The 23,914-nt window shown below is 47.5% G+C and carries 25 protein-coding genes; 14 read left to right on the top strand and 11 right to left on the bottom strand.

Features of this window, described 5'->3' with window-relative positions:
- Positions 1 to 428: 428 nt before the first annotated feature.
- From H6F51_19900 to H6F51_19865, 8 genes are all read left to right on the top strand, one after another.
- Positions 429 to 1,667 carry a glycosyltransferase family 1 protein gene (locus tag H6F51_19900; GenBank protein ID MBD1824736.1) on the top strand — a complete coding sequence of 413 codons (1,239 nt, stop codon included), beginning with the start codon at positions 429 to 431 and terminating at the stop codon, positions 1,665 to 1,667.
- A complete protein-coding gene (gene glf, locus H6F51_19895; GenBank protein ID MBD1824735.1) occupies positions 1,660 to 2,862 on the top strand; it encodes a UDP-galactopyranose mutase in 1,203 nt (400 codons plus the stop codon). The genes H6F51_19900 and glf overlap by 8 nt, the downstream gene beginning before the upstream one ends.
- Positions 2,863 to 3,023: 161 nt before the next feature.
- On the top strand, positions 3,024 to 4,124 hold the full coding sequence (gene galT / locus H6F51_19890; protein MBD1824734.1) for a galactose-1-phosphate uridylyltransferase: 1,101 nt from the start codon (positions 3,024 to 3,026) through the stop codon (positions 4,122 to 4,124).
- An 18-nt stretch (positions 4,125 to 4,142) separates the two neighbouring features.
- Positions 4,143 to 5,264, top strand: coding sequence for a M24 family metallopeptidase (locus H6F51_19885; GenBank protein ID MBD1824733.1), 1,122 nt, complete (start codon positions 4,143 to 4,145; stop codon positions 5,262 to 5,264).
- Positions 5,265 to 5,269: 5 nt separating this feature from the next.
- On the top strand, positions 5,270 to 6,355 hold the full coding sequence (galK, locus tag H6F51_19880) for a galactokinase (protein ID MBD1824732.1): 1,086 nt from the start codon (positions 5,270 to 5,272) through the stop codon (positions 6,353 to 6,355).
- Between the two features lie 147 nt (positions 6,356 to 6,502).
- Positions 6,503 to 6,709, top strand: coding sequence for a high light inducible protein (locus H6F51_19875; protein ID MBD1824731.1), 207 nt, complete (start codon positions 6,503 to 6,505; stop codon positions 6,707 to 6,709).
- 42 nt (positions 6,710 to 6,751) lie between these two features.
- Positions 6,752 to 7,201: a DUF4383 domain-containing protein gene (locus H6F51_19870; GenBank protein MBD1824730.1), complete on the top strand. Its 450-nt coding sequence runs from the start codon at positions 6,752 to 6,754 to the stop codon at positions 7,199 to 7,201.
- Positions 7,202 to 7,294: 93 nt separating this feature from the next.
- Positions 7,295 to 7,942 carry a class I SAM-dependent methyltransferase gene (locus H6F51_19865; GenBank protein MBD1824729.1) on the top strand — a complete coding sequence of 216 codons (648 nt, stop codon included), beginning with the start codon at positions 7,295 to 7,297 and terminating at the stop codon, positions 7,940 to 7,942.
- Here H6F51_19865 and H6F51_19860 read toward each other — a convergent pair.
- A complete protein-coding gene (locus H6F51_19860) occupies positions 7,939 to 8,481 on the bottom strand; it encodes a hypothetical protein (protein MBD1824728.1) in 543 nt (180 codons plus the stop codon). The genes H6F51_19865 and H6F51_19860 overlap by 4 nt on opposite strands.
- Positions 8,482 to 9,239: 758 nt before the next feature.
- Between H6F51_19860 and H6F51_19855 the strand changes: the two genes are divergently transcribed.
- Together H6F51_19855 and crcB are read left to right on the top strand one after the other, a co-directional pair.
- Positions 9,240 to 9,710 carry a hypothetical protein gene (locus H6F51_19855; protein MBD1824727.1) on the top strand — a complete coding sequence of 157 codons (471 nt, stop codon included), beginning with the start codon at positions 9,240 to 9,242 and terminating at the stop codon, positions 9,708 to 9,710.
- Positions 9,679 to 10,119 (top strand): fluoride efflux transporter CrcB, encoded by a 441-nt coding sequence (gene crcB / locus H6F51_19850; protein MBD1824726.1) that lies wholly within the window; start codon positions 9,679 to 9,681, stop codon positions 10,117 to 10,119. Before H6F51_19855 ends, crcB begins: the two co-directional genes overlap by 32 nt.
- Here crcB and H6F51_19845 read toward each other — a convergent pair.
- Complete coding sequence (locus H6F51_19845) at positions 10,111 to 10,557, bottom strand: bacterioferritin (protein ID MBD1824725.1); 447 nt, start codon at positions 10,555 to 10,557, stop codon at positions 10,111 to 10,113. The two genes, crcB and H6F51_19845, sit on opposite strands and share 9 nt — an antisense overlap.
- Positions 10,558 to 10,770: 213 nt before the next feature.
- Positions 10,771 to 12,393 (bottom strand): ABC transporter substrate-binding protein, encoded by a 1,623-nt coding sequence (locus H6F51_19840; GenBank protein ID MBD1824724.1) that lies wholly within the window; start codon positions 12,391 to 12,393, stop codon positions 10,771 to 10,773.
- Between the two features lie 512 nt (positions 12,394 to 12,905).
- On the opposite strand from H6F51_19840, the gene H6F51_19835 reads away from it, so the two are divergent.
- Positions 12,906 to 14,117, top strand: a complete 1,212-nt coding sequence (locus H6F51_19835; GenBank protein MBD1824723.1) for an AAA family ATPase — start codon at positions 12,906 to 12,908, stop codon at positions 14,115 to 14,117.
- Between the two features lie 187 nt (positions 14,118 to 14,304).
- Here H6F51_19835 and H6F51_19830 read toward each other — a convergent pair whose 3' ends face one another.
- Positions 14,305 to 14,835, bottom strand: a complete 531-nt coding sequence (locus H6F51_19830) for a CAP domain-containing protein (protein ID MBD1824722.1) — start codon at positions 14,833 to 14,835, stop codon at positions 14,305 to 14,307.
- A gap of 176 nt (positions 14,836 to 15,011) precedes the next feature.
- On the opposite strand from H6F51_19830, the gene H6F51_19825 reads away from it, so the two are divergent.
- Positions 15,012 to 15,515 carry a DUF1499 domain-containing protein gene (locus H6F51_19825; GenBank protein MBD1824721.1) on the top strand — a complete coding sequence of 168 codons (504 nt, stop codon included), beginning with the start codon at positions 15,012 to 15,014 and terminating at the stop codon, positions 15,513 to 15,515.
- Here H6F51_19825 and H6F51_19820 read toward each other — a convergent pair.
- From H6F51_19820 to purS, 3 genes are all read right to left on the bottom strand, one after another.
- Complete coding sequence (locus H6F51_19820; GenBank protein ID MBD1824720.1) at positions 15,499 to 16,101, bottom strand: exopolysaccharide biosynthesis protein; 603 nt, start codon at positions 16,099 to 16,101, stop codon at positions 15,499 to 15,501. The genes H6F51_19825 and H6F51_19820 overlap by 17 nt on opposite strands.
- 100 nt (positions 16,102 to 16,201) lie before the next feature.
- Positions 16,202 to 16,900, bottom strand: a complete 699-nt coding sequence (gene purQ / locus H6F51_19815) for a phosphoribosylformylglycinamidine synthase subunit PurQ (protein MBD1824719.1) — start codon at positions 16,898 to 16,900, stop codon at positions 16,202 to 16,204.
- An 81-nt stretch (positions 16,901 to 16,981) separates the two neighbouring features.
- Positions 16,982 to 17,248: a phosphoribosylformylglycinamidine synthase subunit PurS gene (gene purS, locus H6F51_19810; protein MBD1824718.1), complete on the bottom strand. Its 267-nt coding sequence runs from the start codon at positions 17,246 to 17,248 to the stop codon at positions 16,982 to 16,984.
- A gap of 92 nt (positions 17,249 to 17,340) precedes the next feature.
- On the opposite strand from purS, the gene H6F51_19805 reads away from it, so the two are divergent.
- The gene (locus H6F51_19805; protein MBD1824717.1) at positions 17,341 to 17,736 is read left to right on the top strand and encodes a transcriptional repressor; all 396 of its coding nucleotides are present in this window, start codon (positions 17,341 to 17,343) and stop codon (positions 17,734 to 17,736) included.
- A gap of 49 nt (positions 17,737 to 17,785) precedes the next feature.
- On the opposite strand, the gene H6F51_19800 is transcribed toward H6F51_19805, so the two are convergent.
- Positions 17,786 to 20,029 carry a phosphoenolpyruvate synthase gene (locus tag H6F51_19800; protein ID MBD1824716.1) on the bottom strand — a complete coding sequence of 748 codons (2,244 nt, stop codon included), beginning with the start codon at positions 20,027 to 20,029 and terminating at the stop codon, positions 17,786 to 17,788.
- Between the two features lie 104 nt (positions 20,030 to 20,133).
- Between H6F51_19800 and H6F51_19795 the strand changes: the two genes are divergently transcribed.
- On the top strand, positions 20,134 to 20,790 hold the full coding sequence (locus tag H6F51_19795) for a ComF family protein (protein ID MBD1824715.1): 657 nt from the start codon (positions 20,134 to 20,136) through the stop codon (positions 20,788 to 20,790).
- Positions 20,791 to 20,794: 4 nt separating this feature from the next.
- Here the strand turns inward: H6F51_19795 and H6F51_19790 are convergent, their stop codons facing one another.
- From H6F51_19790 to H6F51_19780, 3 genes are read right to left on the bottom strand one after another with little or no spacing between them, the layout of a single operon-like run.
- Complete coding sequence (locus H6F51_19790) at positions 20,795 to 22,435, bottom strand: response regulator (protein ID MBD1824714.1); 1,641 nt, start codon at positions 22,433 to 22,435, stop codon at positions 20,795 to 20,797.
- Between the two features lie 33 nt (positions 22,436 to 22,468).
- Positions 22,469 to 23,035: a chemotaxis protein CheB gene (locus H6F51_19785; GenBank protein ID MBD1824713.1), complete on the bottom strand. Its 567-nt coding sequence runs from the start codon at positions 23,033 to 23,035 to the stop codon at positions 22,469 to 22,471.
- On the bottom strand, positions 23,035 to 23,865 hold the full coding sequence (locus H6F51_19780; protein ID MBD1824712.1) for a protein-glutamate O-methyltransferase CheR: 831 nt from the start codon (positions 23,863 to 23,865) through the stop codon (positions 23,035 to 23,037). Before H6F51_19780 ends, H6F51_19785 begins: the two co-directional genes overlap by 1 nt.
- Between the last annotated feature and the right edge of the window lie 49 nt (positions 23,866 to 23,914).

The following is a 23,914-nucleotide window of genomic DNA, read 5'->3' as shown; positions in this document are numbered from 1 at the left end:
TGAACAGCAGATTAAAACCTAACATCAAAATTATTACTCCTGATAAAACTTTACTTTTCTAATGAAGATTGTTTTGTTACACAGAACCAAAAAGAACGAATCCTTGTTTTATTGGGGAGTACCAATTTTTTAGCAAAAGGAGTGTAGCTTATAGTCCCAGTGCACATTGAGACAAGAGTGCTTATACGTATATTATAGCTCAAACTAATTCTAACTTGAGATAGAAGAACTTTTACAAAGTAGCTCCATTGTTTTATCTATCTTAAAAAAGTTATTAACAAATCAATAGATTTCGGTATCTACCCAGCGCATCTTTTTTTGTTTTATCAAGCATTTCCAACTCTTCAGATAGAAGGAAAGATGAGCAGTTGTGACTATTTTTGAATTTGTGATTGCAACTCAGGCAATATCCAGAAATTTAAAAATCTATGTCCTTATTCAACACAGGATTGAACGGCTATAGCGGTTCGATCGGGAATAGCCGAAAGCCCTTTATCAAAAGTGCATCTATCTCAGAAAGCCAGCATTCCCCTGATTCTGGCTTGATGGAGCGCGTATTGCCCGATCTAGTCTGTTTGTCGCATTTGCGCTGGGACTTCGTATATCAGCGCCCGCAGCATCTACTCACCCGTTGTGCTACACAGCGCCGAACCTTCTTTATCGAAGAACCCAAGTATGAAGCGAATGCTTCTTGGCGGTTGGAAATCAGTCAACGTGACTGCGGCATTTGGGTCGTTGTTCCCCATCTGCCCAGTGGAATGAGCCAGGAAATGACCGCTACCATGATGCAAACGCTGATTGATGAGCTATTTACTGACTACGGCATTTCAAAACCTATTCTGTGGTACTACACTCCGATCGCACTATCATTCACAAATCACCTTGATCCCCTCTGTATCGTCTATGATTGCATGGACGAACTCTCTGCCTTTAAAGGAGCTTCAAACGCTCTAAAAGACTGGGAAACAGAACTATTCAAACGTGCAGATGTCGTGTTTACCGGAGGACAAAGCCTCTACGAAGCCAAACAACATCAGCATCCGAATGTTCATGCTTTTCCAAGTAGCATCGATGCTGCCCACTTTGCCCAAGCGAAAAGCATTACAGTTGATCCCCAAGATCAAGCTGGCATTGCTCATCCACGTTTGGGATTTTATGGTGTAATTGATGAAAGAATGAACTTAGAGTTAGTCGATAGGATTGCTCAAGCTAGAGCTGACTGGCAGCTAGTGTTAATTGGTCCGGTTGCGAAGATTGATCCCGGTTCTCTTCCCTGTCGCCCTAATATTCACTACTTAGGCAGTAAGTCTTATCAAGAATTACCCCATTACCTGGCGCATTGGGATGTTGCATTGTTGCCGTTTGCATTAAATGAATCCACACGGTTTATCAGTCCTACTAAAACCCCGGAATATCTTGCAGCCGGGAAGCCAGTGGTTTCAACCTCCATTCGGGATGTAGTCCGCCCTTATGGAGAAGCCGGACTGGTTCACATTGCCGATCGCGCTGAGGAATTTATCGATCAAGTCGAACTTGCTATGCAGCAGGGACAGCCTGAGCATGTCGAGGACTTTCTCGCCAAAATTTCCTGGGATCAAACCTGGGAGGCGATGATGCAGCAGATTGACGCAGTTATTTTGAATTCTCGGAGAACTTCTAATGTTTGATTATTTAATTGTGGGTGCGGGTTTTGCAGGCAGCGTAATCGCAGAACGATTAGCAAGCCAGTCCGGAAAAAAAGTGCTGATTTGCGATCGTAGAACTCACATTGGCGGTAATGCTTACGACCATTACAACGATGCGGGGGTCTTAGTCCACCGTTATGGCCCGCACATCTTCCACACCAATTCTCGCGATGTCTTTGACTATCTCTCGAACTTCACCGCATGGCGACCGTATGAACATCGGGTGCTGGCAAGTGTCGATGGTTCACTGCTCCCGATCCCAATCAATCTCGATACGATCAATAAACTTTATGGCTTAAATCTAACCTCGTTCCAGGTAGAAGAGTTCTTCGCCTCAGTTGCCGAGAAAAAAGACTATATTCGCACTTCTGAAGATGTCGTTGTGAGCCGAGTCGGACGCGAACTCTATGAAAAATTCTTCCGCAACTATACGCGCAAACAATGGGGCATTGATCCTTCTGAGCTGGATAAGTCAGTCACCGCTAGAGTTCCGACCCGTACCAATCGCGACGATCGCTATTTCACTGACACCTATCAAGCCATGCCGCTCCACGGCTTTACTCGGATGTTTGAGAATATGTTGGCGCATCCGAACATTAAAGTCATGCTGAACGTGGACTATCGCGAAATTCAGAAGGTGATTCCCCATCGCGAGATTGTTTACACCGGCCCTGTAGACGAATTCTTCGATTTCCGCTTTGGTAAATTGCCGTATCGATCGCTCGAATTCAAACATGAAACCCACGATAAGCCTTTATTCCAATCGGCTCCAGTGGTGAACTATCCAAACGAACAAGCCTACACTCGCATTACAGAATTCAAGTATCTGACTGGACAAGAGCATCCCAAAACGAGCGTTGTCTACGAATTCCCCCAAGCAGAAGGCGATCCTTACTATCCGATTCCGCGTCCTGAAAACGCGGAACTCTACAAGAAGTACAAAGAGCTTGCAGATGCAACTCCAGGAGTACACTTTGTCGGACGCTTAGCAACTTACAGATACTACAACATGGATCAAGTCGTTGCTCAAGCCCTTACTACCTACGCGAAGATTTCAGAGCGTCCAACTTGGCACCCCGAAGATGTTCAGGTGGTGAAGAAAGCAATGGCAGGCGATCAAGAGACCCCGACGGTTTCAAGCAATGGCAATGGAGCAAAATCTCTTTCTTCAACCTAAGCTTTGAAATTGTGTTTTGCTTTGTTGCAAGCGGATGGTTGCCCCCTAGAAAAACTTTAAGAATCGAAAGGTTTTGGTTTGAAGTCCCCCACTTGTGGGGGATTTAGGGGGCAAACCCAAGCCATCAGGATGGATAGAGATCCCCTCAAGGTGAAAAGCTTATGTATTCCCAAACGCTGCTAAAACCGGACGGTCGCAAACTGATCTTGTATAGTCGAAACGCGATCGCACCCGATATTGTTGCCCCCAGTCCTAGCCCTGATCCGATTCAGGCAAGTCCTCATCTGCGGTGGCATCCGTTGCGCGGTGAATGGGTCTGTTATGCGAGCCACCGACAAGGGCGAACGTTCATGCCGCCTCCAGAGTACAATCCACTCGCGCCCACGCATGATCCTCAGTTTCCGACCGAACTTCCTCAAGGAAACTATGATGTTGCTGTGTTCGAGAACCGCTTTCCGTCAATGGTTCCCACTGCCAACACAGCCCCGCATGAGATTGTTAACACACTCCCTGCCAATGGCGCGTGTGAAGTCGTTGTGTTTGATCAAAATCCACAATCATCCCTTAGCTCACTCAAGCTCAATCATATTGAGTTACTGATTCAGGTGTGGGGCGATCGTACCCGTGCTCTTGGAGAGATTGACCAAATCCAATATGTTCTCCCGTTTGAGAATAAAGGTGTCGAAGTTGGCGTAACACTGCACCATCCACACGGGCAAATCTATGCGTATCCATTTGTTCCGCCTGTTCCTGCAAACATGGGGCAACAGCAGCAAACCTACTATCAACAACATCAGCGCGGATTGTTGCAGGACTTGATTCAGCAAGAGATTACTGATGATCAGCGAATTTTGTACCGCGATGATTTCGCGATCGCGTTTGTCCCTATCTGTGCCCGCTATCCCTATGAAGTCTGGATTGCTCCGATCGATCCCGTAGCAACCTTGATCGATCTGACTCCTGATCAGCGTCAAGGACTTGCCAAAGCACTCAAGACTGTAACCATGAAGTTCGATGGATTGTGGCAGCGATCGTTTCCTTATCTGATGGCATGGTATCAAGCACCGATCGATGGTCAGCCGCATCCAGAATGGCACTTACACGCAGAATTCTATCCGCCCTATCGCACCGCCGATCGCCTCAAGTATCTGGCAGGAACTGAACTTGCTGCCGGAATGTTCGCGAATGATGCCCTTCCTGAAGAAAAAGCCAAAGAACTACAAGCTGTCGCTGTGCAAATCGAAGACAGAGTAACGGTCTAAGCATCAGGAGCAACAGAAATGCAATCTCAACTCAGTCCCACACCCGCAAGCGACGATCGCACTACCGAAATCAGTCAAAAACTAACCTGGATGCGCGAAGCCTTACAGGAAGCTGGAGCATCTGGTCTGCGATTGAGCGGAATTGATTGGTTTGCGTGGGCAACCGCAGGCGGCTCGAACATGGTGCTACTTGCGGCAGACACAGGAGTTGCTGAAGTTTTAGTCACACTCAATGGTGCATGGATTCTGACCGATGAGATCGAAGCTCAGCGACTTCAAGACGAAGAGGTTCCCAGCAGCTCAGACTATCAATGGGCGATCGCTCCTTGGGCAAAGAAAGCTGATCGTGAGTCTTTTGTGCAAAAAGTGACTCAAGGCGGCAAAGTCATCAGTGATATCGAAGGCAATTTGCCACGATCGCTGATCGATCACAAACGAATGTTATTACCGAGTGAAATCGATCGCTACCGCCAAGTCGGAAAACTCGCCAGCGAAGCAATGACCGAAGTTCTGACCCAAGCTTCACCAGATTGGACAGAAGTTCAACTTGCCGGAGCGGGAGCGGCTGCTCTCTGGACTCGTGGACTACGCCCCGCCCTCACGCTTGCGGCTGGAGAAGTTCGCTTGCCTAAGTATCGCCACACCCTTCCGAAGCAAGAAAAAATTGGACAGATGGCAATGTTAGTCTTTTGCGCCCGTGGCTTTGGTCTGTATGCAAATCTCACTCGCTTTATTTACTTCGATCGACTATCTGATCAAGAAGCAACCCGACATCAACAAGTGCGAGAAATCGAAGCGATCGCGCTCGATCATTGTCAAACTGGAACATCGCTCAATCAGATCTACCACACCCTACAAAGCGCATACGAGCAACAAGGCTATCCCAACGCTATTCGCGAACACCACCAAGGCGGAACTACTGGGTATCTATCTCGCGAAGTAGTTGCTGATCCTGAAACAAGCGATCGACTATCCGCAAACATGGCAATGGCTTGGAATCCTAGCTTAGTCGGAGCCAAGATCGAAGACACGTTCCTACTTCACGAAGATAATCGCCTCGAAAATCTCACGCTTGATCCACATTGGAAAAGCATCGAAGTCAACGGACGACAACGCCCCCTCCCCTTAGAAAAGTTCTAATTGCTATGACGACAGCCACAACAGTCACCTTTGAACAAATCTTTAACGCTTCTCCCGATGTTCAAGCGAGTGCGCCCGGACGAGTCAATTTACTAGGCGAACACACCGACTACAATGATGGTTTTGTGTTGCCGACTGCAATTCCCCAGCAAACCACTGTTTATCTCGGTGCTAGCCCGAACGATCGACATCACATCTATTCGCAAGAACTATCTGAGCAAGTCAGCATTTCTCCAAATGATCCAATTCCTCAAGGGTTCAGTAGCTATGTGATCGGCTGTATTCGCACCCTTGAACAGCAAGGATTGAACATTCCACCGCTCAACATCTTTGTGACTTCTTCGGTTCCAATTGGCTCTGGCTTGTCGAGTAGTGCAGCCTTAGAAGTTGCAATGTTACGCGCTTTACGATCGCTCCTCCATCTCAATATTGATGATGTCAAGATTGCTCAGTTTGGACAAGATGCAGAAAGAAACTTTGCCCATGTTCAATGCGGCATTATGGATCAGATGGCATCCAGCTTAGCAGATACGAATCATCTATTATTTCTGGATACACGAACGCTCGATCGTGAATTACTACCCTTTCCTCAAGGCGCAGAAGTCCTAGTCATTGATAGTGGAATTCCTCGTACATTAGCAGGCAGTGGATACAATCAACGTCGTGCAGAGTGTGAGGAGGCTGCTAAATTGCTTAATGTTCCAGCTTTGCGAGATGTGCAGGATGTAAGCGCGATCGCAGCTTTACCGAGTCCGCTCAAAGAAAGAGCACGTCATGTGATCACCGAGAACAATCGTGTTCTAGAAGCTCGAAGCGGTGTATCGGCTGAGCAATTCGGACAATTGATGAATGCCTCTCATGCAAGCTTGCGCGATGATTATGAGGTCTCTGTAGAAGGATTAGATCGGCTCGTTGCAATGCTGCAAGAAACACCAGGAATATTAGGAGCGCGGCTCACGGGCGCAGGATTTGGAGGCGCATGTGTTGCCTTAGTAGATTCCAACACCCGTTCTGATCAGGCAATTCAAGATGTCCTGAATCGCTATCAACAAGCAGGATACAACGGAAAAATATTAGTCGATCGCACCTAAGTTATTTCTCTGACTTCTCCTATTAAGTCCCGCCTTTGGAGATAGACCAAAGCCGCTTCTAATGGCAGACTAAACCCATAAAGTTGCTCGCTAGTATGGCAGTGCAGTCAGATAAATAACAATTTTATGGAACGCTCAACACTTGACATGGAACGCTCAACAATTAATACCGATCAAGTTCCCGCTGTGACTCCGGCTTATAATGGTGCCGATCGTAACGCCTGGATCTTTGGCTGGAATCCTCAACAAGAACTTTGGAATGGTCGGTTAGCAATGCTTGGTTTCATTGCTTATTTTCTCTGGGATTTAGCAGGATATAGCGTGGTACGCGAGGTTCTCCATCTAGTTCGTTAAGCCTCTCAGTTTGTCAAAATCTTTAATATCCAAATTACAATCATGCAATCAACATCAATCTCTACAAGCGCACCAACTTCTCCGATTCGTTATGGTGCTTTAGGTCTAGGTCTGTTCTTCCTGCTGCTCGGTTTAGCTGGATTTGTGCCTGCTTTTGTGGCTCCCCCTGAACACTTTATTCCCAATCTGGGCTTCGGTTACCTCTTTGGATTGTTCCCGACCAACTATTTCCATAACGCAATTGGCATTCTGGTTGGAGTTTGGGGACTTGCTGCATTTACCAGCTTGACTGGCTCGATCGTATTCACTCGTCTCTTCGCGATCGTGTATGCAGCAGGTGCAATCTTAGGACTGCTTCCGTTTACCAACACTCTATTTGGTCTGACTCCTCTATTTGGTGCAAATGTCTTGCTGAATGCGATCGTTGCAGGAATTGCGTTCTACTATGGCTTCGTGAAATCCTCTGAAGTTAAAGCTGCAGCGATCAAGTAACATTCAGAATCTAAAACTTTAAGAAAGTAGCCCAGAAAAGGCTACTTTTTTTCGTTAAAATAAAGCTGCCCCTCAACTAAAAAGACTCAGCCGATGATCGAAGTGCTGCAAAACTGGCAGGAAGTTCAAACCGCAACACAAGCTTTGCAACAAGCAAGTTTACCCACTCACATTACAATTGAGAAGAATTGGGATCAGTGGTTACTCGCTCAACTTCTACAATCATCAGAAATTAATCAACAGTTTAAGATCATCGATCTGGGATGCGGTGATTGTTGCACCCTTGAGTTTCTCTCTACTCTTGGTTTTGAAGATTTGCATGGCATCGATTTCACCATCAAACCGAGTCAATCGAACTACAAGCTTTACCAAGGAGATTTGACAGACACCTCATTTCCAGACTGTTCCTATGATGTTGCTGTCAGTATTTCTGTGATTGAACATGGAGTCAATCTCGATGCGTTTTTCCAAGAAGCTTATCGATTGCTCAAGCCCAATGGGTTGTTATTCGTAACTGCGGACTATTGGCAAAGTAAAATTCCAGTTGATTCATCGATTCAACCTTTCGGACTGTCTTGGACAATCTTTTCAAAGACAGAAATTGAGCAAGCGATCGCACTTGCCCAATCTCACGGCTTTCTTCTCGAACAAAATCAAGAAATTCCAGCGTGTACTGAAACAACCGTCTTTTGGTACGAAAAGAACTATACGTTTATCGCACTCACATTCCGAAGACCTTAGTAGATCATTAACTCGCGAATGTCTTGCTGCTTAAACACCTGTTCAGCCTGACGAATCTCTTCTTCACTTCCCTCAACCGTGATCAGATAGTCGCCGCGTTGCAGGTGATCACCGTATCGTCCCGCCATCCCGCTCGGAACACCGTAATCAATCAAGGCTTTCTCCAAGTTATTCGCCGCAACTACAGCAACACCACTCGCCGCAACACTCGCCGCCAGCGCTGCTCCTAAACTTCCGGCTGTCAAAACAACACCGAGTCCTGGAAGTGCAAGTGCGGTCAATCCTAGGATAGAAAATCCTGTGGCACTCGCTGCCAGCGTATTTCCAACTACACCGGCTGAATTGACCACTTTTGTATCTCCCACGTGATCGCTGACTTCAACCCCGCTCACTTGCTCTGCGGGTTCCGCTTCTTTCGCAATCAAAGAGATTTTGTCGATCGCAAATCCAGATTCCTGCAAGGTGTGAATTGCTTTTTCTGCACTTTCCCGCTCTAGAAATACACCGATCGCTCGTTTTTGCTGTTGGCTAACCACCATTTTCTTTATTCCTACAAATAACAACGATAATCACACTGAAATTGTTTGTGATTCACACTTTGATCTTGGCAACCTTGATCTCGTGAGCCATCGTTCTAGGGGGGTAGCTACCAAGTGGACAGAATTTTGACGAAAATCATTCACTCGATCGAGGGCATTGCAGAGCCGTACTACATAAGAGACAACAATATAAGGGACGACAATCAGGCATTTTCAGAGGCGCGGGGCAAGCATCGCCTCTCGTGCTTTTAATTGGATCAATCTTGCACGATCGCGAATGTAACTAAGATTAGATTTAGTTTTAAGAAAGATTACTGTCAATCCACCGATTGATAGAGAAGCGGAGTAAGAGCTATCTCTTGAATTAAGTTTTATTTGAATACCATAAGTTAGATTACTTTTTAACTTGATCCTGAGAGAGACTGATACTGTTAAGACACTCATAAAGATAAAAGGACAGTTATATGCAGGCCTCTAAAAAGCACTTAGGTGAATCATTCGGGTTGGTTTTGTTACTGGCGATGTCCTGCGTTGGCATGATTACACTGATGTCCCAGATGCAGTAGTAAAACGCTCTGCCACTCAATCAACCTGTAAGATTGCACAGTTTTAATTCACTTAATCTAATATTTAGGAATTGGGTAGGAGCATTTTCGAGTTGCTCCTACCCTTCGCTTTTTGAGAATTCAAGCTTGAGTTCAACTCAGGATCTCTATATCTCTATAATGAGATGAACAGAGAATGATGTTGACTGACACATGGATAAACCACTCGATGCCGAGCAATCGATCGAAGTTGCGACCCGCATCAAAAGTAAAGCAAAAGCCAGTTTTGAGAACGCAGCGAAAGCAATTTCTACTGTTGAAGGAGCGCTGTACGTTCAAGGATTCATTGTGTTTGCCGGAGCGCCTCACAAGCCCGTTGAACATAGCTGGCTAGAGTTAGACGATCGTATCCTCGATCCAACCTTCCCGCACTTCAACCGCAAACCCGAACAACTCCACTACTACGCCGCCCAAAAACTCACTCCCAAGCGGCTTAGACAAGCGATCGAAGAAGCCAAAGAAGACTATCCCGAAGATGATCCCTTGCCCATCTACGGATCAACGCCTTATGAATACTATGGCGATGTCATGCTAGGTGGTAAAGAATATACACAAGCTTATGAAACTGCGAAGGCAAAGTGTAATGAATTAAATCCACCGAAGAGTCGCAATCAGCAAAACTAAAGTGAATCCATTTGCAACACTAGATCCAACCTTACGCAGCGCGATCGCGATTAGTTTGGGTGCGATTCCAGGTGCATTGAGCCGTTACTATCTCACGCTGCTGTTTGCGCGATGGTTTGGCATACAGTTCCCCTATGGCACCTTTTTTATCAATATCACAGGTGCAATGGTGATGGGCTTCTTTGTCACCTTCTTTCTAGAACGCAGCATCGGCACCCCAGAACTTCGCTTATTCTTTGCGGTTGGGTTTCTCGGCTCCTACACAACTTTTTCAACTTACGCGCTTGAAACTTCGGTCTTAGTGAAATCTGGAAATCCCAGTCTTGCGCTTTTGTACGGGTTAGGAAGTGCCGCGATCGGATGTTTAGGCTTAGAACTCGGCAGCTTCCTCGCTCGAAAATTAAGTTAAATCTGGATGGAAATCTCGCAGCATTTTCTTCAGTTCCATCCCGTGCAGTTCTTCCTGCCCGATCATACCGCGTACAAATTCTTCAAGATAAATGCTGGCATCTTCCACAACATCTAACAACTGTTTGTAGAGATTCAATGCTGCCGTTTCGTGGTTGAGGCTCTCAAGCAGAATGTCGTAAATCGAGTGCTTGTCCGTTTCTTCGATCGGCGCAATTTTCAAGCTTGGATGTCCTTCGAGTCCCGTGAGAATTTCTCCAACTTGTTGAGCGTGGAGCAGGGATTCACTCGCCTGTCCCTTGAGAAACTGCACGATCGGGATACGATTAGGCCCTGTAACCATGAGTGAATAGTGCGTGTATCGTACTACGCCTGCTAACTCAGCTTCCATGATGGAATTGAGCAAATGGGTTGTTTTTTCTAAATTGAGATCGCGCATGATTGGTTCGCTGATGACAGAAGACTAGGTTCTCATAAACTTCGATCAGTTTAACTGTCGATAATTACTCTCAATGATGCAACTTCGCAGTTCAAGACCGAGCCAAAGCAAACCTAGCCTCTGTAGGATAACGGCTCTACTACAAATAGGCAATTATTCTCATTAATATGCCTCCGATCGCCGAAACCCACACCCCAAGCTCTAAATCTCCTACTATTGTTTTGCGATCGCTTCAAAGGGTTCCGCCCCCAATGGGCTAGGTGTCCATCCGGTAATCGTTTTACGCTGTACGAGCAATGGATCAGAATGCACGATCGACAATCGCACTGCTTCACGATGAATGATCTCATCTACTTCTGCATAAAGCTTTGCTCTAGCTGAACGATCGCTAGTCGCTCTGGCTTGATTCAGAAGTTGGGTGACGCGATCGTTTTTCCATCCGCCCAAATCTGTCGTGCTACCCGGCCCAAAATGCGGATAGTAAAAGGTATCCGGATCACCATAATCGCCCGTCCAGCCCAACATAAACATCGGATAACCTGGATTTTTATTGCGATCGGCAAGATACGCCGCCCAATCTTTTGTTTTCAAATTGGCACGAATTCCAACCGCCTGCAGATCTGCGGCGAATGCTTCGGAGATCGGTTTTGGGGTCGGAAAGTAAGGACGCGCCACAGGCATATACCATAAATCAATTTCAAACCCATTCGGAAAGCCTGCTTGCTTCAGTAAATCTCTAGCTTTCTGAGGATTGTAATCATAGTCTTGCAGCTTCGGCGAAGTTGACCAGTCGAGCGCAGGTGGAACAAAGTGCGGGGTGGTTTGCGCTGACCCTTTCCAGAAAGCTTGCACGATCGCTGGCTTGTTAATCGCATGAGCGATCGCCTGTCTCACTCTCACATCCGACAATGGCTTAAAGCTTGGATTTAATGCCAGATAGCCCACATTAAACGAAGGACGATTCGCCACAGTTAAATTCTGATCTTGCTCAATTTCTGTCTTTTGATCGGGAGCCAGTTCGACCGTAAAGTCAATTTGTCCGGCTCTCACTTGCGCCAACCGCGCACCGGAATCTCCCACAAACCGCATCACCAGTTGATTCGATTTCGGTAACTCTGGCTTCCAATAGTTCGGATTTTTTTCTAAGGTAATGCGATCGCCACTCTGCCACCCTTTGAACACAAATGCCCCGGTTCCCACGGCTCCGCCTGCGGGAGTGCCATAATTTGCGCCTGCTTTTTGAATCGCGCTGGGACTAGCAATGCCGAAGTATGCCGCTGCGATCGCCGTTGGAAATGCGGCAAAGGGTTGCTTCAGCACAAACTGGAGGGTCGAATCATCCACAACCCGAACATCCTGTATCAGCGAATCCGGTTCGCCCTTGTAGCCCCCGAAAATCTGTCCCCAAATTTCGTAGCTCTTGCCGGCATTGCGAAACCCATTCGGATTGTTTTTATCCCACCAGCGATCGACATTAAATTTCACCGCATTGGCATTAAAGTCTGTCCCATCATGAAACTTTACGCCCTGACGCAGCTTGAATGTCCAGGTCTTGCCATCTTTGGAAGCACTCCAAGCGATGGCTAAACTGGGTTCTAGCTCAGTCGTTCCAGGCTTGAACTGAATCAATCGATTGTAAATTTGGTTATGAACAATCAAAGAATTCCCATCAGTCACATTGCCGGGTTCTAAGTTCGTTGGTTGTCCACTCGCAGCATAGACCAACACACCCGAATTAGCAGGAGTCGAATTTTGCGGGCTGCAATTCGTGACGACAACAGCCAAAGCAGACAACAACGCGATCAAGCCTGATCGCCAGATTTGAGGATTTACCATTGCATCTGAATCCATACAAGCTTCTGGATTTTATCAAGTGCAGCGATTAAAGCAAATTGACAAGCTTGTATTATGAATGTAGTATAAAAGTAATCTTAGAGGAATACGATACGAAATGAAATCGTCAAACTCGTTCAAACCTTTGAGCATCGCGCCTTAGAACGGTTGCAGTGGAAGCATTCCGCTCATTTCACCGTAGCATTGTGCTCTCTAATCCCCGATCCGTTAACCGTCATTGATCAAATTCGCTACGGAATCCAGCGTTATAATCAGGCTCATGGTATTGAATCAACTCCAACGCTAGCTATCACGAAACCATTACGCAATTTTGGATTTACCTGATTCAGATTTATCTTAATCGCATTAATGTTCATGATTCTTTACCGAAAGCGAATCAGTTAATGAATCTTTATCCCGACTGGTTCTGTTGTTTGCATCCTACAGCCGCGACCTGATCTTTTCGCCGGAAGCCCGTTCTCTCTGGATTGAACCCAACCTGAGATTTTTGAACTATGCAAGACTTTGACTTTAACTTTAATCAGTTCAATCAATTCAACCAAAATAAACAGAAAGGACAAAGTTTACTGGCGGCAGGTTGGCGACCGTTGAATCGCGATTTTGACTGGAGCTATTTTCTACAGCTAGCCCAAGAGGACTCAGAAGAATTAAACCGCCGAATGATGGGAGCCGTCAGCACGATCGCAGATGCTTTAGGACGCAGTCATCAAGCCTGGTGGTCAAACGCGATCAATTTATTTTCGTCCTACACTCGCGGCGAGATTGATCAAGTTTGGAACTATCTCACGCCTGATCCGCCTTATCCCGACTATCGCTATCGAGACACGCTCAGCGTAGAAACCCCGATTCGTCAGATTGTCAGCCGCAACAACATTCCGATCGACTACGTTCTCACGCGCTTACAAGAAACCACAATCCGCCAAACCCTCGCAATTCTGGGGCGACCGGATTTAATCATGCAAAGCTATCTGGATCGATCGTTTTATTTTCCTGTAGAGCGGTTTGAAAATTGGGATCGACTGGATATCGTCAGTAGCGCTTATGCTTACTGGTCAGCGCATGAAGTGTGGTTACAAATTGATTATGTCGATCGCGGACGACGCTACTGGACGCTGATGGCAAAAAACATGGCTCCGCTCATCCAAAAGTCTACTTATGGATTAGCCGTCATGCTGAGTGGCTATCAAAGCCGCGTCGGGCAAATTCACGCCCAGTTTGCAGTCCGGGACTTTCCGCCAGAGATTCAAGCCTTTGCGGACACCGTACAGCAAACGGTGATGAATCAACATCGATTAGCTGTATTGGTGCATGGTGATCCAGGAACCGGTAAAACTGCTTGGACGCAAGCGATCGCCAAAGAGGTTCTAGTTCCACTGGGTTATGTGATCTTCATTCTGGATCATGATGCGGTTGAAAACTTTGTGCCACCAAGCTATTTGGAACGGATTTGTCTGATCATCAATGAGGCAGATAACTTAGCACAGGATCGATCGACTGAGATTGCTCAATCGAACAATAAGACAGAACACATTCTCAGCTTGCTCGATGGAACGCTGTATCAGAGCGTCGTGAGTGTTGGCAACTTTGAGCTAGAGCAGAAGTTAGTCGTGCTAATGACTTGTAACACCACTGAGCGACTTGATCCGGCAATGTTACGAAAAGGTCGAGTTGATCTCATGTGCGAGTTTAATCACCGTTTCGTGTAAATCCAATGAATTAGCTTACCAGATTGATTTGTGGATGCGACAGATTCTCGCCCCCTAAATCCCCCAGAATGGGGGACTTTGAGTATGATCTGTCGCATTCTATGTTTAATTCGGTAGCTGTCTGATCTCTAACTGGAGAAGACAGCTTTTTTCAATTGCAGCACTTTAAAGCAATTTGCCTCATTGTTTACCGACGCAGAAACAGTTGTGTGATGTAGTAAGTATTGTTCTTTTTCCAAACTCCTACTCCAGTCTCAGCATAAATCGGACGCAGAATGTTCTCTCGATGCCCTGGACTATCCAGCCACCCCTCGACTGCTGCGGGTGCGGGCTGAGCCACATTTGTGCCTTTGAACAAATTCTCACCGACAGCAATATAAAAAATGCGATCGGCACGAACACGATCGGCGGGGGTCGTCCCGTCAGGACTGGTATGGCTGAAAAAATTCTTCTCTGCCATTTGCTTGCTGTATCGTCGAGCCACTGCTGCGAGTTGATCGTTGTTTTTCAATCCCGATAATCCATCTTGCTGCCGGACTTGATTAATTTGCTGATGGACTGCCGCCTCAATTCGTGCTGTGGTGGTCGATTGTGCTGGCGTTGGAGGAGTTGACGGCTGAGAGGAAGGAGGCTCAAGAATTGGAAAATCAGGAAATCGCTCTCTAATCTGTTTGCATCCCGTTGTCGCCAATATCAGCGCGGTACACCCGATGCCCATAAGCCAAGATACTCGACAATGCCGCGTTTTTCTTGTGGTGTATGTTAATTTGCAGGAGTTCGTCTTAAATTCGCTAGGTTGCATGATAGGTAAGAGGCGGTGCGATCTGCTTTTCTCTAATCTAGCAATCCGAATCCTGGAGCTTCCTGATTCTATCCATACACTAGGAGATGTCTATGCTGAAACGTACTGCCCTATTGGTCTTAATTGCATCCTTGTGTTGGTTTGGAGTGAGTGCAAGTGCAATGGCACTTCCGTTAAATCCTCCGATCGCAACTCTGTTTTCATTTTCAGGAACTCGTCCGACAACTTTAGGACTAAACAACGATCGCTTGGCAGAATGTCCAAGTACACCAAACTGTGTCAATAGCTTTAGCACCGATTCAACCCACGCGATCGCACCGATTTCCTATGCCGTTTCGCCTGAAGCAGCGATCGCTAAGTTGAAACAAACCATTGAATCCCTACCTCGTACAAAAATCATCAAAGCCACAGATAACTATATCTACGCAGAATTTACCTCTAAGATCATGGGCTTTGTGGATGATGTGGAATTTTACCTAGACAACCCTGCAAATGTGATTCAGGTGCGATCAGCTTCTCGCCTCGGAGAATCAGACCTCGGAGTGAATCGCCAGCGGATCGAGGCGATTCGCGCTCAGCTTAAAGCCATTGATTGATTAAGTCTGGCGCTTTCCAAAGCAAGTAAACGATAACAGCACAAATGGCAGTAATCAAGGCAGTCAGCCCATAAGCCACACACATCAACAATCCATCAGATTCGAGCATTGCCACCACTAAAAGCAATATCCCGATCGTTGGAAATGGATTGGTAAATGGAATCGGTGCAATGAGCAAAATGGCTAACCAAGTAATGCACAATCCATTGAACTGCCAGATATGCGGATTCGATGCAATTCGTCTGAGACGAGGACGCGTAATTTTTTCTAAGATACGCGTCACTCGTCGAATATTTTTTAGCAACTCCCGTGCAAAAAAAGTCGGGAATCGAAACTGCGCCAATTTCTTTGGCAACCAAGGCGATCGCTTCCCTAGTGCCATCTGCATCCCTAATAAAATGCACCCCGTTCCTGGAACTCCCGTCAATCCAGGCGGAACCGGAAACAAAAACGGAATCACCAAAAGCGCGATCACCAAGCAAAAACCACGTTCTGAAGTTTCAGCTAGAATCGCCGCGATCGTTAATGGCTCCTCAGACAGTCGCTTTAACAAAGATTCAATGTCTTGAGAAAAACGAAGGTGCATAGCGCAATCACTGATTCGATACAAAAATTCTGACGCAAATTTTTCGGATCGGGATCAGTGATGCCCCAAAATTATTGAATTTGCTGAACCGGAAGAGGTACTACACCAACGCTGGAACCGCTTTGAGAATGCTTTCAAACAGCGCTAATCCATCCACACAACCGAGAGCGCGATCGGAAGCGCGTTCCGGGTGCGGCATCATGCCCAACACATTGCCCTGACGATTACAAATGCCAGCGATGTGATTGAGTGAGCCATTAGAATTGCTTTCGGGTGTGAGATTGCCCGCCGGATCACAGTAGCGGAAGAGAATTTGATCGTGATCTTCGAGCGATTTCAACGTCTCCGCATCGGCGTAATAACTGCCTTCCCCGTGCGCGATCGGGAACTCGACGACTTGACCTTTCTGGTAATTCTGCGTCCACACCACATCATTCCGCTCCACCCGCAGAGGAACACGATCACAAATAAAATGCAAATCCCGATTTCGTACCAATGCACCCGGCAGCAATCCCGCTTCGGTTAGCACTTGAAACCCGTTACAAATGCCAAGAACTAACTTTCCAGCGTTAGCATGATCGATCGTCGATCGCATCACCGGAGAAAACCGAGCGATCGCTCCACAGCGGAGATAATCCCCATAGCTAAATCCACCCGGAACCACGACGACATCAATATCAGACAAATCACTTTCTTCATGCCAAATCATTCGAGTCGGCTGACCGAGTATCCCTTCTGTCACCCAGACAATATCGCGATCGCAGTTCGATCCCGGAAACACTAAAACCCCAAATTTCATCGCGATCCTCCTTAACTTTTAAAGTCCCCCACTCGTGGGGGATTTAGGGGGCACAAATCACTCAAAACGAAGCCAACCAACTTAAACCGCCGCCAGTGCTTGAAGCTCAATCCGATAATTCTCAATTACCGGATTCGCCAACAACTGATCACAAATCACATCCAACTGCTCTCGTGCTGCCGTTTCACTCTCGGCTGTCAGCGACAATTCCACATACTTCCCGATTCTGACTTGCTCCACGTTAGAGTAGCCCATGTGCGCCAATCCTGACTGCACCGCCGTCCCTGCGGGATCTAAGACCGAAGGACGAAGAGTAACATAGATCTGAGCTTGAAATTTTTGAGTCACAATCGCTGTCCTAATGGTGAAACGTTCTGAAAACCTATCTATTCTAAGACTGCGTTGATTCAAAACGGCATTGATCTCTACAATTTATCAACATGAAAACCCAGCGCACCCGTAGCCAAGACCGCATTCTCAATATTCTCAAGAGTCTCAACCGATCGATTTCTGCTCAAGATCTCTATGTCGAATTGCGGAGTCGCGATCAGGGAATGGGATTGGCAACGGTGTACCGAGCGTTAGAGGCTTTGAAGCTAGAAGGCATGGTGCAAGTGCGAACGCTCTCAAATGGTGAATCGCTTTATGGCTTAATCCAGGAAGATCGACATCATTTAACTTGTTTGCAGTGCGGTGAATCCGTGGCGATCGATGAATGTCCCGTTCATGCGTTAGAACAACAGTTGAATCAATCGCACCGCTTCAAAATTTACTATCACATGCTGGAATTTTTTGGCATGTGCGATCGTTGCCAAGCAAAAACCGAGGGACTTTGATCGAATTGTCACAGTCTACCTATTGTCACAGTCTAGGGATCTTTAAAGTTTAGAGGCGCGATCGCGAGTCCCCGAATTGTTCGCGTACCCCATTCAATAGCATGCGCTGTTCTGCACGTGCGATCGCTCGATGCGCCATATCTACAACCGATAAATTGACTGAGATCGCATCAACTCCCCACTCAATCCAGCGATCGATCAGCTCAGACGTGATCGGCGCTTGGGTTGAAATCGAGCAGGGGATCTGTAAGCGATGCGCCGATTGAATCAATTGAGCGATCGCATTCATTACCGCAGGATGAGTTTCATCAAATGCCTGTACCATCGCACTTTGGTCGCGATCGACTCCAAGAATTAGCTGAGTTAAATCGCTCGTCCCGATGCAAATTCCCTGAACACCTGCCTCGACATACTCCGGCAGCAGAAACAATACGGAAGGCACTTCTGCCATAATCCAAAGCTGAAATTGAGCATAACCCAACAATCCCGCTTGCTCGACTCGGCGACGACAAAAGACAAATTCTTCGACTGTTCGCACAAACGGCAGAATCAATCTCAAATTAGAGCAGCCTGCTTGTAACGCTTGTTCAAGCGCAGCAAGCTCAAGATCAAAGCGCTCCGGATGCCGAACATAACTCAGTGTCCCGCGCATTCCCAGCATGGGATTCGCTTCCGGTGGCGTAACTTGAAACTCGTGCGATCGCAAATCTAAACTGCGATAAAACACCGGACGAGGCGCAAACGATCGCGCAAATTGCTGAATCTGTTCAGCTAATCGGTCTTGATCAAGCGCCTCTAGCATTCCTCCTAGCATTAGCTCTGATCTTAATAATCCTATTCCATCAATATTGATGTTCTCTGCATCTGCGATTGAATCGACTTGACTGAGATTAATCATCAATTTTGTGGCAGTTGTATTCCAAGTCTGCTCTATTCGCGTTGATTTTGGTGAAGCTTGAACCGTTGGGTGAGTGAGTGTAACTGATCCAGTATTTCCATTAACGACGATCGTATCTCCCGTGTGAATTCGTTTTGTGGCTTCTTGCGCTCCTACGATCGCGGGAATCCCCATTTCTCGCGCCAAAATTGCCCCATGGCTAGTCATTCCACCCTGCTCCGAGACGATCGCAGCGGCGTATTTGAGCAAGGGAATCCAACTGGGCAAAATCATTGGAGTGACCAGCACAGAACCTGCTGGAACCGGGGTGTCTGGTAATTCTAGACCGCTCAGCACGAAGGCAGGGGCGATCGCTTGTCCGGGAGCCGCCCCCAGTCCGAAAACGATCGCCTGATCTGAATGCGACGGAATCGGATCTGGATAGACCGTCGGGGCAGGGTTTCGCGCCGTGGTGATGTAGAGGTGTGAGTCAAACAACTGCCACTCTAAAGCAATAGGGAATTGCAAGGTTTGAGCGAGAGTGCAGAGGGCTTCTTGCTGAGGGGGCTGCAAAACTGGCGCGACTTCGCTGAGGTGCGATCGTGCGAGTGGTTCCGTTCCAGCTTGAATGTGATAGGCGATCGTTTGTCGTCCTGCTTGCTTTAGTTGAATCTGATCTTCGGAGATCTGATAGAGTTCTGGCTGCACTTCGCCCCGTGCGATCGCAAAATTTAATCCGCGAGCTGCCGCAATTTCCCACTGGGGCGGCTGACCTTGCAGCGAACCGGATGCCGTGACGCTGGCGATCGGTTGAATTAGCACTGCGAAGTGGATTTGCTGGAGTTCAAGCTTTGCGCCTTGCCAATAAACCAGATTTTGCGCCCGAAATAGTTCTGCCCACAGTTGCTTGAGCGCGATCGCCAAGTCGTTCATCTCTAGAGTGCAAATTTGCGGCTCGATTAAATCACAGAGTTCTTGGCTAGAAAGTGGCGCATCGAGCGCGATCGACGGACGCAGAATCACAGCCGAGGGTGCGCCTAAATCGGGCAACTGTACAATTACCTGTGCAATTACCTGTGCAATTGCGCTCTCGATTTCTAACATCCAGTCTTCTGGAAGTTCGGCATGTTGAATCGTTGGGCGAATTTGCCGAGCGATCGTTTGAAGCTGCTGTGAGTCTTCGAGATTCAGACGCAAAGAGGAGTAAGGCAAATCGGCAAACAAGGGCTGCAACCAGTGAATTGTTTCGAGAAAGTGACGAAACCGGGTTGCCGCTAACACGACGCTCGGAAGCACTGGAAATCCTTTCTGAGCGATCGCACTCAGCTGTAGTGCTTGTTCGCCTACCTGTGTCTGATGTTGCGATTCAATGTGATCGAGCGAGAACAAAGTTTCCACAGCCAGCGATTTTTCCATTGATTCTTGATTGTATGAGACTTGCTTCGACAGTCCCGAATTGATCAGAATAAATGAATGTTTGCTGGAGGGCACTTTTAAAAGGATGGTTTTGGTCGCCTGCAATGCTCGATCGATTGTTGAATTTTGTTCTGCAAAGCCCTTGTCCTTTATGCGATCGCGCGACTTCTGAGCCACTTTGTCTCGATTGCCAGCGCTGCTTAGAGGGCGATCGTCTCACCCATCCTGCACAATTTTGGCAGCAGCAACCCCGATTATTCGCTTGGGGCAACTATAGCGATGCGCTCAAACGCACGATCGCGACATTGAAATACGATCAGCACCCTGAATTAGCCGCGCTGCTGGGTGAAAGGTTAGCGCGATCGTGGCTAGAAGCCTCGCTGAGCCGGGATAAATTAGCAATCGTTCCCATCCCGCTTCATGAGAAAAAACAGCAGCAGCGCGGATACAACCAGGCGGAATTAATCTCACGCGCTTTTTGCAGAGTCACCGGGAATTTGCACCAACCGTTGGGACTGCGGCGCATTCGAGCAACCGAAGCCCTCTTTAACTTATCGCCCAGAGAGCGAGAACGAATGCTAACCCAGGTGTTTGAAATTGGGAAGATCCAGCCCGATCGACCTGTATTACTCATTGACGATATTTATACCACTGGCGCAACTGCCCGCGCTGCAATTCAGGTGTTGCACCGCAATGGCATTCAAGTATTAGGCATTGCGGTTGTGGCAACACCAATCTCAGATTTACGATCGTTGCGGTAATTATTCACCAAATTTTCTGCTCGACTCGACTTCGCTCAGATGAAATCGACTTCCCCATTCCGCGAAGATCTTCGTGTAGTTGGTTTGCTGGCAGCAGCGGCAACCGGACTGTGAACGTTGCGCCTTTTTCCAGACCGGGACTGGTTGCCTCGATCGTTCCCTCATGTAATTCCACCAGATGCCGCACGATTGCCAATCCCAGCCCTAAGCCATTGTGCGATCGCGTCGTCGTACTGTCCGCTTGTCGGAAGCGATCAAAGACGTGGGGCAGAAATTCTGCATCGATCCCAATGCCCGTATCCGTCACAGTGATTCGCACCATGTTGGATTCTTCTGCTTGGGCTTGAATCGTAATTTTTCCTTCTTCGGGCGTAAACTTGACTGCATTGGTAAGCAAATTCCAAACGATCTGCTGGAGTCGGGTGGAATCTCCCCAAACGTTGCCAATATTGGGCGCAAATTCCGTAATCAGTTGGATCGATTTGGCTTCAACTTGAGGACGAACCCCATCGATCGCCGCTTGAATCACAGCCACAGGCTGGATCGATCGATGATTCAAGCGGAGCTTACCGCGAATAATCGTTGAGACATCCAAAATGTCTTCGATCAGTTGTGCTTGGGTTTCAGCATTGCGCTCGATCGTTTCGAGGGCGCGATCAACCATTTTTTGGTCGTATTGCTTGGTTCGCAGCAGTCGCACCCAGCCCAGCATCGAATTTAACGGGGTTCTGAGTTCGTGGGAAAGGACGGCGAGAAATTCATCTTTCATCCGGTTTGTGGCTTCCGCTTCTTGACGGGCAAGCTGTTCTCGCATCACCTGAGCGCGAGTCACCTCGGCTTCCTTACGTTCGGTAATGTCTTCGATCGTGCCCACATGACCGAGCGCTTCCCCGGATTGTGCCAGCATCGGGCAGGAGCGCACATGCACCCACTGAACGCGCTCACCGATTGTTTGAAAGCGCAACTCTTCAGAAAATTCCCCGCCATGCTCTAGGTAAACATTCCATTGCGACACGGCCCGATCGCGATCGTCGGGATGAATGCACTGTTGCCAACTCCGCTCCGCAACTCGATCGGAGGCAATCCCGCAAATGGCTTGAAATCGAGGATTGGTGTAAGTACAGCGTCCCGCTGAATCAATCACAAAAATTCCAGAGGGCGAGGAGGCAGACAGCGATCGAAACCGCTCTTCGCTGCGGCGCAGTTCGCGATTGATTGCGGTCAATTGGGCGGCTTGGTGCTGAATTGCGGCGGTCTTCTTGAACAAATCGACAAAGACCCCAACCTTAGAAACCAGAATCTCAGAGTTAATCGGTTTAATCAGGTAATCTACTGCACCGAGAGAATAGCCCTTGAATACACCTTGTTCGCTCGCATCAAAGGCGGTCAGGAAGATAATTGGGGTGTGCTGCGATCGTGCCCGACTGCGAACCAGATTTGCTGTCTCAAAGCCATCCATTCCCGGCATCTGAATATCCAGCAGAATCACGGCAAAATCCTGATTGAGCAAGCATCTTAGCGCTTCTTCTCCCGACGATGCCCTCACTAAGTTTTCTCCGAGCCTACCTAAAACCGCTTCTAACGCCAGCAGATTTTCAGGCTGATCATCGACGATTAGGATGTTGACGGAAGTATGCATGGGCATGAACGCGATTCTTACAAGGGTTAAAAAGCTGATTCAACAGGGGGAACACAAAGTAGTTAACAAGGGAGGAATCCGCTCCAACGGCAAAATACGATCGACCGCGCTCTTGGCGATCGCAGCTTCGGGCATAGAGGGACACTCAGCGCTGCGGGGGTCTTGCACGATCGTAAAGCCGCCTCGCGCTTTGATTTTTGCCAGTCCTTTTGCTCCATCTTGATTGGCTCCAGTTAAGACGACTCCGATCGTGTTGGATTGGTAGATTTCGGCTGCCGATTCAAATAAAACGTCGATCGAGGGTTTCGCGAAGGCAACAGGGGGATCAACAGAGAGTGAGAATCGCTCAGGATCGACCAGCAAATGATAGTCCGCGGGGGCAAGATAGATGCACCCAGCACGAATTGGTTCTTTGTCTTCGACTTCCAGAATCGGCAAGCGGCTCTCCTGCTGTAGCGTTCGACTCAGGCTGCTCCCAGAGCAGCGATCGCGATGCTGCGCGATTGCAATAGCTGCTGAGAATTCCCCTGGTAATGCTTTTAACATATTTCTTAAGGCAGATAATCCTCCCAAAGATGTACCTATGACGACGAGGGTGAACGCCACTAGCTCATCCTCCGATAGAGTTTTTCGGCTTTTGAGAGTTCTATGTAGCGATCGCACAGTGAAGTAAATCGCAGCGTTTCTTGTCGTCCGAGTGCCAGAATTCCAAACGAACAAAGACTTTGATAAAACAATTCGTGAACGCGATCTTGGAGCGTTCGATCGAAATAAATTAATACGTTTCGGCAGACAATAACGTTAAACTCGTTAAACGAACCGTCGGTGACAAGATTGTGCTGCGAAAATACAATGTTGTCTCGTAGAGATGAGCGAAAGATCGCGTTCTCGTAAGCGGCTGTATAGTATTCAGAAAATGATTTTTTTCCGCCTGCTTTGTGATATTGCTGCGTGTAGTCTTTCATCGCAGAAATTGGAAATATTCCGCTTCTTGCGGTTTGTAAAACTTTGTCGTTTGTATCGGTCGCATAAAGACGACAACGATGATAAATGCCTTCTTCTTGCAGCAAAATCGCCATCGAATAAACTTCTTCTCCGGTTGAACATCCAGCGTGCCAAATCCGAATAAACGGATAAGTTCTTAATGTTGGCAGCACTAGATTTCTAAAGGTGAGATAGAAGCTTGGATCGCGAAACATGGAGGTGACATTTACTGTTAAACTGAGGAGCAATCGATCGAGAGATGGGCGATCGTGTAACACTTGGTTTTGTAGTTCTGAGATCGTTTTAATACCTTCTGCCTGCATAAAATTTTGCACTCGGCGACTGCGCGAAGACGGCGCATAGTTACGAAAGTCGTAACCGTAATAGCGGTAAATTCCTTCAAACAGCAATTGAATTTCAATTGTTTCGAGCGTCGGTTGCACAGCCAGCATAATAAAAGGAATCAAACGTATTTCTGTTATGCCACGATCGCGTTTGCGT

It is taken from the genome of Cyanobacteria bacterium FACHB-DQ100 (assembly GCA_014695195.1).
Taxonomy (GTDB): Bacteria; Cyanobacteriota; Cyanobacteriia; order Leptolyngbyales; family Leptolyngbyaceae; genus Leptolyngbya.
This window is presented reverse-complemented; position numbering and strand designations above follow the sequence as displayed.